General features: G+C 68.8%; 15 protein-coding genes. 4 read left to right on the top strand and 11 right to left on the bottom strand.

Translation table 11 applies throughout. The features are described from left to right. Positions 1 to 268: 268 nt before the first annotated feature. From ON27_RS39465 to ON27_RS39440, 6 genes are all read right to left on the bottom strand, one after another. Complete coding sequence (locus ON27_RS39465) at positions 269 to 1498, bottom strand: cytochrome P450 family protein (protein ID WP_043739335.1); 1230 nt, start codon at positions 1496 to 1498, stop codon at positions 269 to 271. 13 nt (positions 1499 to 1511) lie between these two features. Further along, positions 1512 to 2783 (bottom strand): cytochrome P450, encoded by a 1272-nt coding sequence (locus ON27_RS39460; protein WP_043739333.1) that lies wholly within the window; start codon positions 2781 to 2783, stop codon positions 1512 to 1514. Then, positions 2780 to 3385 (bottom strand): GTP-binding protein, encoded by a 606-nt coding sequence (locus tag ON27_RS39455; protein ID WP_043739330.1) that lies wholly within the window; start codon positions 3383 to 3385, stop codon positions 2780 to 2782. The genes ON27_RS39460 and ON27_RS39455 overlap by 4 nt, the downstream gene beginning before the upstream one ends. After that, positions 3360 to 3710, bottom strand: a complete 351-nt coding sequence (locus ON27_RS39450; RefSeq protein WP_039805398.1) for a DUF742 domain-containing protein — start codon at positions 3708 to 3710, stop codon at positions 3360 to 3362. The genes ON27_RS39455 and ON27_RS39450 overlap by 26 nt, the downstream gene beginning before the upstream one ends. A 73-nt stretch (positions 3711 to 3783) precedes the next feature. Beyond that, on the bottom strand, positions 3784 to 4209 hold the full coding sequence (locus ON27_RS39445; RefSeq protein WP_043739327.1) for a roadblock/LC7 domain-containing protein: 426 nt from the start codon (positions 4207 to 4209) through the stop codon (positions 3784 to 3786). Beyond that, the gene (locus tag ON27_RS39440; protein ID WP_245560569.1) at positions 4209 to 5561 is read right to left on the bottom strand and encodes an ATP-binding protein; all 1353 of its coding nucleotides are present in this window, start codon (positions 5559 to 5561) and stop codon (positions 4209 to 4211) included. Before ON27_RS39440 ends, ON27_RS39445 begins: the two co-directional genes overlap by 1 nt. Before the next feature lie 497 nt (positions 5562 to 6058). Here ON27_RS39440 and ON27_RS39435 point away from each other — a divergent pair, with 497 nt between their 5' ends. Next, positions 6059 to 6490: a type II toxin-antitoxin system Rv0910 family toxin gene (locus ON27_RS39435; protein ID WP_043739322.1), complete on the top strand. Its 432-nt coding sequence runs from the start codon at positions 6059 to 6061 to the stop codon at positions 6488 to 6490. A 9-nt stretch (positions 6491 to 6499) separates the two neighbouring features. On the opposite strand, the gene ON27_RS39430 is transcribed toward ON27_RS39435, so the two are convergent. Further along, complete coding sequence (locus ON27_RS39430) at positions 6500 to 7216, bottom strand: SDR family NAD(P)-dependent oxidoreductase (protein ID WP_043739319.1); 717 nt, start codon at positions 7214 to 7216, stop codon at positions 6500 to 6502. An 85-nt stretch (positions 7217 to 7301) separates the two neighbouring features. On the opposite strand from ON27_RS39430, the gene ON27_RS39425 reads away from it, so the two are divergent. Then, the gene (locus ON27_RS39425) at positions 7302 to 7880 is read left to right on the top strand and encodes a TetR/AcrR family transcriptional regulator (RefSeq protein WP_043739316.1); all 579 of its coding nucleotides are present in this window, start codon (positions 7302 to 7304) and stop codon (positions 7878 to 7880) included. A gap of 130 nt (positions 7881 to 8010) precedes the next feature. Here ON27_RS39425 and ON27_RS39420 read toward each other — a convergent pair whose 3' ends face one another. Both ON27_RS39420 and dapA read right to left on the bottom strand, forming a co-directional pair. Continuing rightward, a complete protein-coding gene (locus tag ON27_RS39420) occupies positions 8011 to 9549 on the bottom strand; it encodes a DHA2 family efflux MFS transporter permease subunit (protein ID WP_043739315.1) in 1539 nt (512 codons plus the stop codon). Continuing rightward, positions 9546 to 10481 (bottom strand): 4-hydroxy-tetrahydrodipicolinate synthase, encoded by a 936-nt coding sequence (dapA, locus tag ON27_RS39415; protein ID WP_051047598.1) that lies wholly within the window; start codon positions 10479 to 10481, stop codon positions 9546 to 9548. Before dapA ends, ON27_RS39420 begins: the two co-directional genes overlap by 4 nt. Before the next feature lie 71 nt (positions 10482 to 10552). On the opposite strand from dapA, the gene ON27_RS39410 reads away from it, so the two are divergent. Next, positions 10553 to 11431 carry a LysR family transcriptional regulator gene (locus tag ON27_RS39410; RefSeq protein ID WP_043739312.1) on the top strand — a complete coding sequence of 293 codons (879 nt, stop codon included), beginning with the start codon at positions 10553 to 10555 and terminating at the stop codon, positions 11429 to 11431. Positions 11432 to 11435: 4 nt separating this feature from the next. On the opposite strand, the gene ON27_RS39405 is transcribed toward ON27_RS39410, so the two are convergent. Beyond that, on the bottom strand, positions 11436 to 12092 hold the full coding sequence (locus ON27_RS39405; RefSeq protein WP_051047597.1) for an EthD domain-containing protein: 657 nt from the start codon (positions 12090 to 12092) through the stop codon (positions 11436 to 11438). 113 nt (positions 12093 to 12205) lie between these two features. Here ON27_RS39405 and ON27_RS39400 point away from each other — a divergent pair, with 113 nt between their 5' ends. Further along, the gene (locus ON27_RS39400; protein WP_043739309.1) at positions 12206 to 13678 is read left to right on the top strand and encodes an MFS transporter; all 1473 of its coding nucleotides are present in this window, start codon (positions 12206 to 12208) and stop codon (positions 13676 to 13678) included. On the opposite strand, the gene ON27_RS39395 is transcribed toward ON27_RS39400, so the two are convergent. Next, positions 13660 to 16377: a hypothetical protein gene (locus ON27_RS39395; RefSeq protein ID WP_043739307.1), complete on the bottom strand. Its 2718-nt coding sequence runs from the start codon at positions 16375 to 16377 to the stop codon at positions 13660 to 13662. The genes ON27_RS39400 and ON27_RS39395 overlap by 19 nt on opposite strands. Between the last annotated feature and the right edge of the window lie 180 nt (positions 16378 to 16557).

The following is a 16557-nucleotide window of genomic DNA, read 5'->3' as shown; positions in this document are numbered from 1 at the left end:
GACGAGCAGGGCGGGCACACGACACGCCCGCCGGATCTCGGGGGCCGAATCGCCGTGCGATCATAACGAATTCGACACTACGCCGAAATACACTGCGGCAGAGCATATCTCGTGTATCTGGTTGGCGCGACGGGCGAGTCGCGCGCACATCGCCCACGGCACAGCACCTCTGCCCGCGTATCCCGAGGGGATACGCGGGTCGCGGAGTACGGACACGAGGAAGGTCGCCCCCGGATGCCCACAAGTGTGATCGAGGTGTCGGGCGGAACTACTCCGCCGCCTCCAGGAACACCGGCAGCTCGGAGTGACCGTTGGAGATGAAACTTAGTACGGTCCCCAGCTCGGACGGATCGACCGCCAGGCGCATGGCCGGGAAGCGCCGGAAGATGGCCGGAAGGGCGATCTCGGCTTCCAACCGGGCCAGCGGCGCACCCAGGCAGTGATGCGCTCCGTAACCGAAGGCCAGATGATCCTTGACCGACCGGCGCACGTCGAACTCGTCCGCGTTCGGGCCGTGCACCTTCGGATCGCGGTTGGCCGCCACGTAGGAGGCCAGGATCGCCTCCCCCTTGGGGATGCGGGCGCCCGCGATATCGATGTCCTCGACGGCGTAGCGCAGCGGCAGGTGCGCCACCGGCGCCTCGAAGCGCAGCGACTCCTCCACCACGTCCGACCAGGCGAGCCGGCCCGCCACCACGTCGGCACGCTGGTCCGCGCGGGTGAGCAACGCGAAGATGGCCTGATCGAGCAGGTTCACCGTCGTCTCGTGCCCGGCGTTGATCACCAGCATCAGGGTGTCGACGAGTTCCTTCTCGGTCAGCTGCGAGCCGTCCTCCTCGTCCCGGCTGGCGATCAGCACGCTCGTGATGTCGTCGCCGGGCGTCTCCCGCCGGTAGGCCACGAGTTCGCTGATGAGCCGGTACATCTCCAGGTAGTTGGCCTGCGCCTCCTCCGGCCCGAACGAGGTGTCGAAGAATCCGTCGACACATTTCCGCACACCGGGGCCCAAGTGCTCGGGCACACCCATCAGCTCGGTGATGACCTGGATCGGCACCGGATAGGCGTAGCCCTCGCGCAGGTCGACAGCCGTGCCCCGCGGGGTCGCCGCGAGCTGGTCGAGCAGCTCGGCGGTGATCGCTTCGATGCGCGGTCGAAGCGCCACCGTGCGGCGATGCGTGAACGCCGGGGCGACCAGCTTGCGCAGCCGCCGATGTTCGGCGCCGTAGGCGGTGAACATATTGTCGACCGCCACCCACGGGTGCAGCGGCCACTCCTCGGTGATCTCGCCGTTCATGAACGCCGCCCAGTGCTGCCGAGGATCCTTCGACACCCGGGGATCGGCCAACAAGCTCTTGAGCACGACGGCATCGGTGATCGACCACGCGGGCACCCCGCCGGGCAACTCCACCAGGGCCACCGGCCCACGCTCGCGCAGCCGCGCGGCCTCGCCTTGGATATCGGAACCGGTCAGATCCAAGACAATCGGCTCTTGCGACATCGGACGCTTCTCCTTACACCATGTTCAACGGAGGGGACTCGGGGAAGACGACCGGCAAGGCCGCCAACGCCCGGTGGAATGGGCCGGGCCGCCAGACCACTTCGTCCGCGGGAATGGCCAGTCGCATCTCTGGGAGCGCGTCGAGGAGCTGATCGATGGCTTCTTGGACGACCACCGACGCCACGGACTTCGCCGGACAGGCGTGCGGCCCGACGGCCCACGCCAGATGCGAGCGGTTGCCCGTGCGTTCACCGCCGCGGATCGCCGGGTCGTTGTTGCAGGCGGCGAGGCTGACCAGCACCGGCTGGTGCGCGGGCAACCAGGTGTTGTCGATCAGGATGGGCTGGCGCGGGTAGGTGATGCAGAAGTTCGCCATCGGCGGGTCGTTGAACAGCACCTCGTCCAGCGCGTCGCGCGTCGACAGGCTGCCGCCGAGGATGTCACCGCCGAAACGGTCGTCGGTGAGCATCAGCAGCAGCGTGTTGGTGATCAGGTTCTGCTGCGGCTCGATCCCGGCCCCGTAGAGACTGATCAGGTTCGACAGCATCTCTTCGTCGTTCAGGTTGGCCGAATGGTGCGCCAACCGGGACGTGACGTCCTCGCCCGGCTCCGCGCGGCGCTGCTGGATCAGCTCCATCAGCGCGGCCGAGAGCATCTCCATGCCCCTGGCCGCCTCGACGGTGTCGAAGAGCATGGCCATGCCGGTCGCCACCCGCTGACCGAGTTCGGTGGAGCAGCCGACGATCCGGTTGAGCACCTCGAAGACGAGCGGGAACGCGTACTGCGTCACCAGGTCGGCGGAGCCCTCCGTGCAGAAGCTGTTGATCAGCGGAACGGCGATGCGCTCGACCATCGAGTGCACCTCGTGCAGGTCGATGGCGTCGATGCTCGCGGTATAGGCGCCCCGATAGCGTGCGTGCGCCGCGCCGCTGTTGCGCAGCGCGTTCGGGTACCACTCCATCATCGGACGGATGGGCGAGTCCTCGGGAATGTTCTTCTGCCAGATGCGCGGATCGGCGGGGAAGTGCTCGGGATCGTTGAGGATCCGCACGGCCTCCTGGTAACCGATCACCAGCGTGGCGGGGACTCCGGGAGACAGTTCGATCGGGACCAGTGAACCGTGGCGCCTGCGCATATTGCGGTAGATCCCGTGCGGATCGGCCGCGAATTCCTCCGAGTAGAGAGGAATCCTGGGACCGTCGGTATCGATCGGCGATCCGTGTGCGACCGGGCAGGCGCCGCTGGCTAGGTTCTCGGGGTAGGTCGAGGACTGTGGCGTTGTCAAATGCGAGACTCCAAACGGTGGAACAAGAATTCGACCAGCGTGATCAGCGAACGAAGGCAGGTGCCTCGGTCACGCGCGTCCAGTGACGTCAGCGGTGTGCCGGGTTCCAGGTCGAGGGCGTCGCGCACCTCCTCGAGCGGATAGGGCCGCGCGCCTTCGAACTGGTTGACCGCCACCGAATACGGGACGCCGCGTTCCTCGAGCACCGACAGGACCTCGTCGGACTTCTCGATACGGCGGGTGTCGACCAGCACCAGCGCCCCGAGCGCACCCCGGGCCAGCTCCTCCCACAGGGGGACGAAACGCTGCTGGCCCGGCGTGCCGAACAGGTAGAGCGCCAGTTTCGGACTGAGCGTGATGCGGCCGAAGTCCATCGCGACCGTGGTCTGCGACTTGCCGGGCAGCCCGGCCATGTCGTCGACGCCGACGCTGGCTTCGGTGATGGTCTCCTCGGTGCGCAGCGGCTTGATCTCCGAGACGCTGCTCACGAACGTGGTCTTGCCGACACCGAAGTTGCCGGCCACCAGCGGTTTCACCGAGCGGGTCACGGTCTCCGGCACGTAGTCGACAGCGCGATCAGACGGCGAGAGCACGGAGCCCATTGAGTACCTCCTCCAGCAGAGCGATCTCCGGCAGGGACTCGGCCGGGGTGGGGGTGACCAGGTGCCCGCCGTCCATGAGATCGGACGCGACGATCTTCACGACGGACGGCGGCAGATCGAGGTACGCCGCGATCTCCGCGATCGACAGCGCACCTCGACGGCTGCACAGGGCCATGACCCGGCGCGCGTCGGGCGACGCGCCGGGAAGTGGATCTTTGGCGGTCAGGACCAAAGTGACCAGGTCCAGCTCGCGAGTGGGACGCGTACGCCCCCCGGTGCGCACATAGGCCCGGACCAGATCCGGGTCGCGCCGCGGCTTGCTCATGACGGGACCTCGCGCCAGCTCGGCTCTGTGCTGCCCAGCGGCGCAGTACCTTTGACTCGCTCGCCGCGTTCGATCATGGCATTTCGCTGCCGTCTACGCGCCTGCGCGGCTGGCTGCCCAGCTCGCGACCGACCCGGCCGGCCAGCTCGTTCATCCGGTGCGCGACCAACCCCACGTCGATGTCGTTGGTGGTCGCGACGCCGAGTAACGCGCCCTCCCCCGCCGCGGTGATCAGGATCATCCCCTGGTCGTACTCGGTCATGTTCTGCCGCACGCCATTGGCGGAGTCGCCACAGAACTCACCGAGCGCCTTGCCCAGCGAGCGCAGGCCGGAGGCCGCGGCGGCGAAGCGTTCGGCCTCGTCGCGGGCGATCCCCGTGGAGTGCGCGATCCGCAGGCCGTCGTCGGACAGCAACACCGCGAACCGCACACCCGTGATGCTGAGATCTTCGAGTAGCCAGCCCAGTTTGTTGCTGCTGTCGGTCACGGGTGTGGCCATCAGGATGTCATCCCTTCCGTGTCATCAGTTGCGGCAGCGCGGCCGCTCTTGGAGCCGGTATGCCAAGCTGCGGCGACCTCGGGACGAGCGAGGCCCGGTTCGGTGCGCGGCCCGACCGGCGCGAGCGCGACCGTTCGGCGTCGCCGCTTGGGTAACCCGCCGCTGGTGATCTCGCTCACCGTCAGCGACAGCTCGTCCTCGCCGGGCTGCTCGCTCGGCGCGTCCTGCGCGGGAACCGCGACCGGCTCCGGTTTTGCCTCGGTCACGGGCGCGACCTCCTGGACGTTCTGCGGGGTGACCAGCAGCGACTCCGGGATGTAGACCATCGCGCGCATGCCGCCGTAGACGTTCGGGCCGTCGATGTAGACGGTGAAACCGTAGCGTCGAGCCAGCGCGGCGATACCCGGGAAGCCGACCTTCGGCGACGGGCCCAGCTGGTGGATGTCGACCGGGCGCTCGTGCGCGAGCACCTGGCGGGCCTCCTCCATCTGCTCGGCGTTCATCCGCACGCCCGCGTCATCGATGATGACGGTGACGCCGTGATGACCCTCTTGGAAGTTGACGTCCACATAGGAAGTCGGCGGGGAGTACCGCAACGCGTTGTCCAGCAAGGTCGCCAGCGTGTGCACGAGCGGTTCCACCGCGCGGCTGATCACGACGCGGTCGAGCTGGTTGGGCCGCACCCGCAGGTACTCCCGGACGCGGCCGATGGCGCCGCCGACCACGTCGGTCAGCGTCTGCGCGGGCCAGCGACGGCCGGGCAGACCACCGCAGACGATCACGTAGGACTGCGCCTGACGGATCATCTGCTGCACGGTGTGGTCGATCCGGGTGAGGGTCTCGTACACCGCGTCGTCGCGATGCTCGCGCAGCGCGGCGCTCACCACCTGGCTGACGTCCGCGCCGAGGCTGACCACGGAGGTGCCGAACGAGCGGACCGCGGCGCTGGTCGCCTGGCGCGACGCGGAGGAGACCTCGTTGCGCGCGGCCTCCTCGGCGGCCTTGATCGCCTGCTGGGCTTCGTTGTTGGTCAGGTCCCTGGTCTCCGAGCGCATCAGGCTCAGATCGTCGGCGTACCGCTCGGAGATCCACCGCAGGATCTGCGCGAGCCGTGAATTCTCCATGCCGGCCTGTACTTCGACCGGGGGAACCTGCGACTCGAACCGGCGGATCGATTCGGCCACCGCGGGTAACGTGGTGGCGGCGAACCGCTCGAGCGTGTCCTCTGTCGCGCGCTGTTCCCTGGTCAGAGCCTCGAGCTTGGCCCGCTGAGCCCTGGCATACTGCACTGCGTACAACGCCCCCGCTACGGCGATCACCAAAGCGGCGGCGAGGATCCATGAAAGCACCACGGCGATATCTTGATTCATCAGTTCTTTCGTCGTTGACTGGTCTCGAGGAATCGGCCCACTGCCATCCTGCTTCGCTCGCCTTCCCTCGCCTGCCGACCATGAACGGACCGGTCGGTGGGGTCCGCGTCGGAGTACCGGAACCCCGCGGCGACACCGGCGCTCACCGAGAGCGCCTACCGCACAGTGCCCGCAGGACAGGCGATTACATGTAATCGCCGACCGCTCGGATCGTGTCCGAACGGTAACCAGAACCCGACCAAACGCACATTAGCAGCATTCCAACGAAGTCTCTGCCGATCCCACCGACACTTTCCGGTTTCCCGGAAGTGGGACGATGCGCGCCGGGGATCGCGACATAGCTACGCAATAATGTTGGGCTGCTATGCAAACCGCGGGACCACGCTCGAATTCGTTTACGTGAACTTTCGCTCCCTCGGCGTCGAGCGCCCGCCGCCCTCACCACGGGGCGGACCACCGGTACCGGATACCATGCGCCCATGGCAAAGCTGAAGGTCTCGGTCGATGTCCCGATCTCGCCCGAGGAGGCCTGGACGCACACCTCCGACCTCGCCGAACTCGACAAATGGCTGACCATGCACGAAGCGTGGCGCGGCGAGGTACCCGCCGAACTGACCGTCGGCACGCAACTGGTCGGCATCGCCTCGGTGAAGGGCCTGCGCAACCGGGTCACCTGGACGGTGCGCGCCGCCGAACCGCCGCGCCGCCTGCAATTGACCGGCGCGGGCAAAGGCGGCACCAAACTGGGCCTGCAACTGCTGGTCGCCCCGAAGGGCTCGGGTTCGGAGGTCACCGTCGACATCGAACTCGGCGGCACGCCGCTGTTCGGTCCGATCGGCTCCGGCGTCGCCCGTGCGGTCAAGGGAGATATCCAACGCTCCCTCGACCGCTTCATCGCTCTCTACGGCTGAACCCGGCGATCACCCGCCGAGGGCGTCGAAGATCTCTTCGGCCCGGTCGCGGGTGCGATACATGTCCCATGCGGTCTCGGCCAGCTCGTCCGGGTCCAGCGTGTGGCCTTCCGCGCTGCCGAAGCGCGCCGGGTCGGCGGTGACCATGGCGTGGATGTCGCCGCGCTCGACGAGGCCGCCGATGGTGAGGGTGCCCGCGTAGAGGTCGCGCTCCCCCAGCGCCGCGTGGAGAGTGAGCGCGTAGTTGCGCAGCGCGGCGGCCGCGAGAGCGAGATGGCCGAGCATCGGCATCGGCCGGACGCTGGACAGGCCACCCGCGAAGAGCAACGCGCCCTCCCCGCGCTCGAGCATGCCGGGCAACACCTCACTCACCACGTCGACCGCGGGCCAGACCCACTCGAACGCGGTTTTCGCCGTAGCGGAATCGATGTCGGTGATCGGCACCGGCTGCTGCGTCGGACCCGGCCCGTAGTAGACCATGCCGATCGGCCCCTGCCCGCGGATGTCGCCGAGTACCGCGGCGAGCCGCGACCGGTCGGTCACGTCGGCGACATGGGCGGTGGCGTCGACGCCCTGCCCCGCCAGGTCCGCCAGGTACGCGGCGTGCCGCTCGGCGCTGCGCGAGATCAGCGCGACGCGAAATCCCGCTCGGCCGAAACGCCGGGCCATCGACATTCCGAGACCAGGGCCGACGCCGACGATCAGTGCTGTTCCAGGGTGTGACATGCACGCTCCTTCAATCTGAGGCCCCCCTCGACTTTCTACCGTAGCACTAATTCGAGGTGGCCCTCAGGTTTTGTAGAATGACCGGGTGACAAAACCGCTGCGCCGAGACGCCGCCCGCAACCGGGAGAAGTTGTTGCAGTCGGCGGCCGAGGTGTTCACCGAGCAGGGGCTGGAAGGTTCCTTGGAGGAGATCGCGCGGCGGGCTGGTGTCAGCATCGGGACCCTGTACAACCATTTCCCGACCCGCGACACCCTCATCGACGCCCTGCTGCCCGCGCGGCTGGCGGCGGTGGACGAGATCGCCGCCCGCGCGGCGGCCGAGCCGGACGCCTGGACGGCGTTCACCGGCTTCGTGGAAGACCTGCTCGGCAGGCTGACCGCCGATCGCGGGCTGCTCGAGGCGTTCACCGGGGACCATCCGGCGGCGGCGCAGCTGGCGCAGGCATGCCGGCGCGGTATGTCGCACCTGTCCGAAGTGCTCGCCCGCGTCCGGGAGGCAGGCGTGCTGCGCGCCGACGCGACCGACGAGGACGTCGTCGACTTGGTGTGGGCGCTGTCGCTGCTCGGGGAGGCCACCGGTTCGCCGTCGTGGCGGCGCGCCTCGCAGATCGTGTTCGACGGCCTTCGAAATCGGGACGGGCCGGTTCCGGCCATGCCCGCCTAGACGAAACGCGGGCACGTGCCGCTACCGGACGGCGTGCGGTTCGCGGCGAGGCGATCAGGAGACGACCGGCCCGCCCGTCCGGCGGTGTCCCGAGATCACCTGGTGGACAGGCGATCTCGGGACGGAGCGATTACGCGTGGATCACCGTGGCCGCGTCGGCGACCTCCGGGTTCTTCGGCTTCGTGCGCGGCAGGAAGAACGCCGGGACCAAGGTCAGCACGATCAGTACCAGCGCCACCACATAGGTGTGACTGAAGGCTTGCGCGGCCTGCTGTAGTCCGGTTTCCACGGCTCCCGGCGGAAGCTGCTCGGCGATGCGGGGATCGAAGTTGGCCGCGATCGCGGGACGAGCCAGCGGCTCGTTGTTCAGCAGATTGGTCAGCACCACCGACATCGTCGCCGTGCCGATCGAACCCGCGGTCTGGTTGACGATGTTCATCAGCGTCGACCCGCGAGCCACCTGCTGATGGGTCAGGGTCTGGATCGCGGCGGTCATGATCGGCATCATGGTGCAGCCCATGCCGAGACCCATCACGACCAGCGCGCCGATCATGGGGAGGTACGAGCTGTCCGCGTCGAGCTGGACGAAGTAGGCCGTGCCGATCGAGATCAGCGCGATACCGACGAGCACGATCTTGCCCGGGCCGATCTTGTCCACGAAACGGCCCGCGATCGGCATGCTCAGCATCGCGCCGAAGCCCTGCGGCGCGATCAGCAGACCGGCTTGCAACGCCGACTCGCCCCGCACCTGTTGCAGATAGGTCGGCAGCAGCAGACCCGCCCCGAAGAAAGCGACGGCGAACAGCACCATGGTGAGCACCGCGAAGGTGAGCGCGCGGTTGCGGAACAGGTGCAGGTCGATCAGCGGGTGCTCGGTGCGCAGCGCGTGGAACACGAACGCCACCATCAGCAGCGTGCCGACGGCGGCCGGGATCAGCACCTTCGCCGCGATCACCGTCTCCTCTTCCGGGATGGACGAGACGCCGAACAGGAACAGCGCCAGACCGGGCGAGGCCAGCAGCATGCCGATGAAGTCGAACGACTCCGACGGCTCCGGCTTGTCGCCGGGCAACACGACGACCGCGAGCGCCAAGGCGACCACGCCGATCGGCAGGTTGATCAGGAAGATCCAGTGCCAGCTGAAGTTCTCGATCAGCCAGCCGCCCAGGATCGGGCCGCCGATCGGACCGAGCAGCATCGGCACGCCGAGCACCGCCATGACCCGGCCCACTCGCTGCGGACCGGCGGCGTGGGTCATGATCGTCATGCCCAGCGGCATCAGCATGCCGCCGCCGAGACCCTGGATCACCCGGAAGGCGATCAGCGACTCGATGTTCCATGCCGTGCTGCACAGCAGCGAGCCGAGCACGAAGAAGGTGAGGGCCATGATGTACAGCCGCTTGGTGCCGAAGCGGTCGGCCGCCCACCCGGTCAGCGGGATCACGGTGGCCAGCGCGAGGGTGTACCCGGTCATCGTCCACGCCGCGATGGCGTAGCTCGTGCCGAATTCGTTCTGGAAGGTCGGGATCGCGACGCTGACGACGGTGATGTCGAGAATCGACATGATCGCGCCGAGCACGACCACGCCCGCGACCTTGAAGACGGCCGCGTCCAGTTTGTCGGCCGTCGGGTCGGGCCCAGCCGCCTGGGTATCCGGAGGTTGTGTCACCGCTTAAGGGTGGCACCTCCGTGTCCGTAGCACCAGTCATCGGCGGTTCCTGGTGCCGGGAATTCCGCGAGCGCGGCGAGCGCGGCCCGCGTCGCGGCATCGCTCGCGGGCAGCAAAGGCAACCGCACCGCGGCGCTCGGGATGCGGCCCTGCGCGGCGAGCACCGCTTTGATCACCGTGGGATTGGGTTCGGCGAACAGCGCCGCCGACAGCGCCGCGAGCCGGTGTCCGACTGATCGCGCCGCGGCGACCGAACCGTCGCGCCACGCGGTGACCAGCGCCGCGTACGCCGAGGTGCGCACGGCGGCCGAGGCCGCGATCGCGCCGGACGCGCCGAGGGCCAGCAGCGGCGCGGCGAACCGGTCGTCACCGGCCAGCACGGCGAAGTCGGCCGGACGCGCGCTCATCAGCTCGATGGTGGCGTCGTCTATGGCGCCGACCGCGTGCTTCAGGCCGATGACACCGGGCAGGTCCGCCAGCGCGAGCAGCGTGCCGGCGCCGAGGGACAGCCCGGTTCGGTAGGGGACGTGGTACACGATCAGCGGCACCGGGGCCACCGCGGCGAGTGCGCGGAAGTGCGCGAGCACACCCGCCTCGGTGGGGCGTGTGTAGTACGGGACCACGGTGAGCGCGGCGGTGCAGCGCCGGTCGAGACCGGCCAGTGCCGCCACCGATGTCGCGGTGGAATTCGTGCCCACGCCGACGATCAACGGCGCTTCGCGTTCCCGGCAGACGCGCGCGCAGACGGCGACCACCTGCGCCCGCTCCGCGTCCGTCAGGGTCGCGGGCTCCCCGGTGGTGCCCAGTGCGACGAGGCCGGTCGCGCCGTCTTCGAGCACCTCGTAGGCAAGCCGCTCGAGCGCGTCGGCGGCGAGCGTGCCGTCGGCCGCGAACGGGGTGATCAGGGGGACGAAGAGACCTTCGAGCGTCATGACGACCAGCCTGGCCGCTCCGAATCGTCAGAACCAGTTCACGTTTCTGTCGCAGACCATAAGCTCTGCTTATGCTCGATGTCCGCAAGCTGCGGTTGCTACGGGAACTCGCGTATCGCGAAACCATCGCCGCGGTCGCCGAGGCCCTCGCGTACACGCCCTCGGCGGTCTCGCAGCAACTCGCCGCGCTGGAACGCGAGGCGGGTGTGCCGCTACTGACCCGAACCGGCCGCCGGGTGACGCTCACGCCTGCGGCCACGGCCCTGGTCCAGCACACCGAGCGCATACTCGCGGTGCTCGAGCAGGCCACCGCCGAACTGGCCACCACCCGCGCCCAATTGACCGGCACGCTGCGCATCGGGGCCTTCCCCACCGCGGTGCGGACCATCCTTTCCCCGGCGCTCGTCGCGCTGAGCAGCGCGCATCCCCGGCTGGAACTGCGTGTGACCGAACTGGACCCGGCGCTGGCGCCCGACGCGCTGCGCGCCGAGGCGCTGGATGTCGCGCTGATCCAGGAGTACGACTACGTGCCGGTCCCCGCCGATCCCGCGTTGCACAGTGAGCCGCTGTTCGAGGAGATCGTCTATGTCGCCGCCCGCGCCGCCGGCCCGCTCACCGCGCACCGCGAAAGCCCGTGGATCGCAGGCACTCCCGGCACGCTGTGCCACACGATGACCGTGCGCGCCTGCGAGGCCGCCGGATTCACGCCCCGGATCCGCCATCACGCCGACGACTTCGGCACGGTCCTCGCGCTCGTCGACGCCGATCAGGGCGTCGCCTTGGTTCCCGAATTCGGGACCCGGGAATGTCCCGCCGGTGTCACGCTCGGCCCCCTGCCGATGCGTCGACGGACGCACCTCGCCTATCGCCGCGGCACCGGGAACCACCCTGTGGTGCGCGCGGCACGGTCGGCGCTGCGTGCGTCGGCGGAACGTTCACCCGGCCGCTGAAGCCTCAGCGCAGCCGATATCTGCTGGTGGGCACGACATCCAGGTTCCGGTCGCCACCGAAGGTCGCGACACTGGTCATCAGCCGGTCGACCCGGCGCGCCAGTTCCGCGCCGTCGCCGCCGCTGCCGTAGAAGGCGTGCGGGTCGGTGAGCGCCTCGATCGGGAACAGTTCCTCGACAATGCCCGCGATGTCCGGCGCACCGGCCGTGGCGGGCGCGGTCACGAGATTCTGCACATAGCCGAAGGTCGCCTGGGTCTCGATGGCGATCGCGGTGTGGTGGGTGCGCCAGCGGTCCAGCCATTCGGCGTGGGGCAGCTCGTCCGGCTTGCGCAGGAACGCGATGTTCGACAGGCCCGGAGCACGCTCGAGCACGGCGGTGACCGGCGGCGGAATCGGCGTCACCTCCTCGACGTGCCAGCCGGCCACCCGCTCGGCCACGGCGCCCAGCGCTCGCTCGGCCGCCTCCGGCCGCGGCGGCGCGTCCCACCAGACGCTGACGACGGCCTGCACCGGCGCCTCGAACGTCGTGATGCGCAACATCGCCGTCTCGACCGCCGCGTCCGAGACGTTCGCCTGCGCCGCGACGGCTCCCGTCAGACGCTGCGCGAAATCCGCGGTGAGCAACTCGCGCACGCCCCACAGCGCGTAGATCGTCTTCATCGGCGGACCACTTTCTAGAACACGTTTCATTCGCGTTCCGAGCCTAGCCCACCGGCGCGGTTGGCCGCCACGGCTCGGGGTATCCGACCGGCAGTCTTCCGAAGGGGTGATCCGTGCGCACGATATCGACCGACATCCCGGCCAGGCTGGACCGGCTGCCCTGGTCACGATGGCATTGGATGATCGTGATCGGCCTCGGGTCCGTCTGGATCCTCGACGGGCTCGAAGTCACCGTGGTCGGCAGCGTGGCCGCCCGGCTGTCGGAACCGGGCAGCGGCCTGAACATCACGGCGGCACAGGTTTCCGGCGTCGCCGCGGCCATGTACGTCGCGGGCGCGGGCTCCGGCGCACTCTTCTTCGGTTGGCTGACCGACAGATTCGGCCGTAAGAAGCTCTTCCTGATCACTCTCGCGGTGTACCTGTTCGCCACCGCGATGACCGCGCTGTCGTTCTCGATGTGGTGGTTCGTCCTGTTCCGGTTCCTCACCGGATTCGGCATCGGCGGCGAGTACGCGGCGATCAACTCCGCCATCGACGAGCTGATTCCGAAGCAGTATCGCGGCCGCATCGACATCGTCATCAACGGCACCTACTGGCTGGGCGCCGTCGGCGGTGCGCTGCTGTCCATCGTCGCGCTCGACACCGACCTGTTCGCGCCGGATGTGGGCTGGCGCTTGACCTTCGCGCTCGGCGCCGTGTTCGGCCTGGTCATCCTGTTGGTGCGCAAGAACGTCCCGGAGAGTCCGCGCTGGCAGTTCATCCACGGTCACGAGGACGACGCGGAGCGCACCGTCACCGCGATCGAGGGGCGCGTCCGCGCCGACACGGGCGCCGAGCTCTCGGACGTCTCCGATCAGCGGATCCGGATCCGGCAGCGGCGCAGCATCTCCTTCCGCGAGATCGCGGCGGTGCTGGTGCGGCGCTATCCCCGGCGCGGCGTGCTCGGGTTGTCGCTGTTCGTCGGCCAGGCATTCCTGTACAACGCCATCACGTTCAACTACGCGCTCATCCTGTCCAAATCCTTCGGCATCGCCGACGATCGGGTCGGCTACTACTTCGCGGTGCTGTGTTTCGGCAACTTCCTCGGTCCGCTGCTGCTCGGCAAATTGTTCGACACCATCGGGCGCAAGCCGATGATCGCGGGCAGCTACCTCGGTTCGGCGGTGCTGTTGCTGGCCACCGCATGGCTTTTCGCGGGCGGCCACCTGACCGCGACGACCCTCACCGCCTGCTGGACCGCCGTGCTGTTCGTCGCGTCGTGCGGCGCGAGCGCGGCCTACTTGACCGTCAGCGAGATCTTCCCGATGGAGACCCGCGCCATGGCCATCGCGTTCTTCTACGCGATCGGCACCGTCGCGGGTGGTGTCGCGGGACCGCTGGTGTTCGCCGAGCTGTCCGCCGACGGCGACCCCGGGAAGACCGCCTTGGCGTTCACCATCGGCGCGCTCGCCATGTTCGCGGCGGGCTTGGTCGAACTGGCCTACGGGGTGCGGGCCGAGGGCCGGTCATTGGAGGAACTGGCCGAACCGCTCAGCGCGACGCCCGAAGCCGGTGTCGTCGACGCCGGTCAGCGGCCCAGCGGATAGGGACGGCACTGCGCCGTGTCGGCGGCGGTGGCGCGGCCGCAGCCGTAGACCATCACGGGTTCGGCGTTCGTCGAGGGATCCCAGATCTGCTCGACGCTGAGCATGCCCACCCATTTGTCGTGCGCCACCCGGCCCGCGTGGGCGCCTTGACTGACCGAGAAGTCCAGTACGCCACTGCTGGACTCGATCACCGGCTGCCGGGGCAGATCACGCAGTGCCGCCCAGACCGCGGCGGCGCTGATCGGGATCGGCTCGGTCCAGACGCCGGAGACGGCCGGGGCCAGCGCCTGCACGGCGCGCACGAACAAGCCGACCGCGTCGTAGGTCAACGCGACCCGCTCCCCCAGCGGATGCAACTGGACGCGCTCGCCCAGCGGTTTGTCCGCTTCGGCGCAGGCGTTCCAGCTCGGGATGTCCGGATCGACCGTGGTGGCGAGATTGTAGAACTCGACCCGGCTGCGGAAGCCCTGCCCTTTGTTACGGCAGGTCACCAGGCTCGCCTTGGCGACGTAGACCAGCGGGCGCGCGCTGTTGGCCGCCCGGCGCCGGTCCACGCTGGCCATGAACCGGTTGACCGAATCGTCCGCGATCAGCATCACCCGCTGGTCGCCGCACGCTTTGTTGAGGCTTTGCAGGAAGTCGGGGAATTCCGAGTCCCGCCCGGCGAAGAACAGCACCTCGTCGCAGGCGTCGGTGTTGTCCGGCCCGGTGAAGGCATCGCGCTCGTCCCAGGAGCCGTCCCAGATCGCCCGTCCGTCTTCGCCGAGAACGTGCAGGTCCTCGGCCATGTTCTCGGTGTAGAGATCGGTCGGGTCGGGCCGGTGGTAGATCCGCACACCCCGCCCGGCCGAACCTGGGAGGGAATTCAGGTACTGCCGGACCATGTCGGCGATGGCGCGGTTCGGCGGGGCGATCTGGAAGTACAGCGGGGACGAGCGCACCATTTCGTCGGCCGACAGGCTGGGCGCCACCATCGGGATGCCCAGCCCGGTCAGTGAGTCGATCATGCTCAGCGTCGCGGTCCGGCTCTGGTCGAGTCCGATCGCCCCGACGATGCTCGGTTCGGCGCGGATCAGCGGCCGCAGCAGATCGACGACCTCCGGACCCTGCAGGTTGGCCGGACCGGTGTTGGCGAGCAGCAACCGGATCAGCGGGACCGTGTCGGGCGTGACGGCCTCGGACAACGCGACCGATTCGAGCGCGTTGTACTGTGCCAGCGCCAAGCCCTCGATGTCCTCGCTCTGCGCCGGGTAGTCGCCGGGCACGCCGGTGAGCTGGCCGAAATAGACCAGGGTGAACAGCGGTCGCGCCGGTTGCGCGGCGGCCAGCTGTTCGGCCAGCAGATTCTGCTTGTACACCCGCCGCTGCACCTCCACCAGGCGGCGGCTGCCCGGCTCGTCGCTCGCGAAGAGGAAGCCGTTGCCGCCGGTAGCGGGATCTTCCGGGTCGTAGGCGCTGAAACCGATGCAGTTGCCGTCCGGACCGGGGATGACGCGCACCCACGCGAGATCCGCCCCGGCGGCGCAGGCCGGGTCGCCCGCCTGCCACGGGCGCCAGATCGCGAACCCGGTCGCGGCCACAGCCAGCACGATCACGAGGAGCACCGCCCCGGCCGACACCGCCCGCCGGGCCCACCACGGCGGCGCGGGCGGCAGGATGCGGCGGAACGGGTCCGGGTCGTCGTCGTGCGGGCCGGTCGCCGGTACCGAGAACCACAACTGCCAGGCCCGGGGTTGCTGGCGCTGCCGCTCGACGGGCAAGTCGTCCACCCATGTCTCGTGGAGCCTGCGCACCCGGTACGCCGGTCGCGCGGTGACATCGGCCGGCGGCATCCGGGTGCCGGCCACCACCAGCAGCGGATCGTCCTTGCCGGTCTCGTTGCGGACGTCGTTGATCAGATCCAGCAGCCGGGGACCGGCATCCCCGTCGAGCGCGCGCAGGACCACCACCGGATAGGTGGTGCGCCGTACCGCGTCGATGCGCCACCAGCGACGCCGGTAGGCCACCCGCAGATCTTCGAGGAAGGCGTGCACCAGGAGCTTGGCCAGATGCTCGGCATGCTCGTGGCGGCGCGCGCCCTCGGTCAGCCGGTGTGCGAATCCGACGAACTGGCTGGACTGCTCCGGGGCCAGGTACTGCTGGCGCATGAACCACCGGAACTCGCGGCCCACGCCGGGTATCCGACCGCCGGTGCGCGCCCGGAACACCGCCGGTGGCAACACGATGCGTAACAAGGCCAGCAGGAATCGCTGGAGCAGGCCCACCGTGGCCTGCGATTCGCCGAGCAGTTCCTCGCCCCAGCGGCCGAAGTCCTTGCGCAACATCGACGTCAGCTCGTCGAGCTCGTTGTCCGAGGTGAGTTTGCGCGCCATCAACCACTCCGCCAGCCGGTAGCGCCGGAACCGCACCGGGCGCAATCGGCCGTAGCGGTCGGCGGACAGCCCTTTGCACAGGTTGTAGAGCAGTTGGCGCAAGGCGGTCAGGCCCGGCGTGTTGTCCTCGACCAGCGAGCTGCCGTCGGGCAAGGGATCCAGTGCGTCCACGTCCACGGACACGTGCACGACCCCGCCGAGTGCCGCGCCGAACATGTCCAGGCACGCGCCGACATTGGTCGAATCACCGCACAGACCCACCAGCGGGAGCATCCGCTCCCCGCGCCGTGGCCGCAGTACCAGCCAGCGCAGCAGATCTTCGAGCACATCGACTCCCCGAAAGGAGACAGCTCTGGTGCCGGACATGACGCCCCCGTGTCCTCCGCCGAATGTGACCACCCATTGAAGCAGACTCCGATCTTGCCCGGCGACAAGGCTATTGGTCGCGGACTAATAGCCGGTGCTGCCGGGGGCACGCAGGCGCATCACGGGGTCGGCATGTGGAAG

The organism is Nocardia asiatica NBRC 100129 (assembly GCF_000308415.1).
Lineage (GTDB): Bacteria > Actinomycetota > Actinomycetes > Mycobacteriales > Mycobacteriaceae > Nocardia > Nocardia asiatica.
The sequence above is the reverse complement of the archived record's forward strand: the minus strand, read 5'-3'. Positions and strand labels throughout refer to the sequence as shown.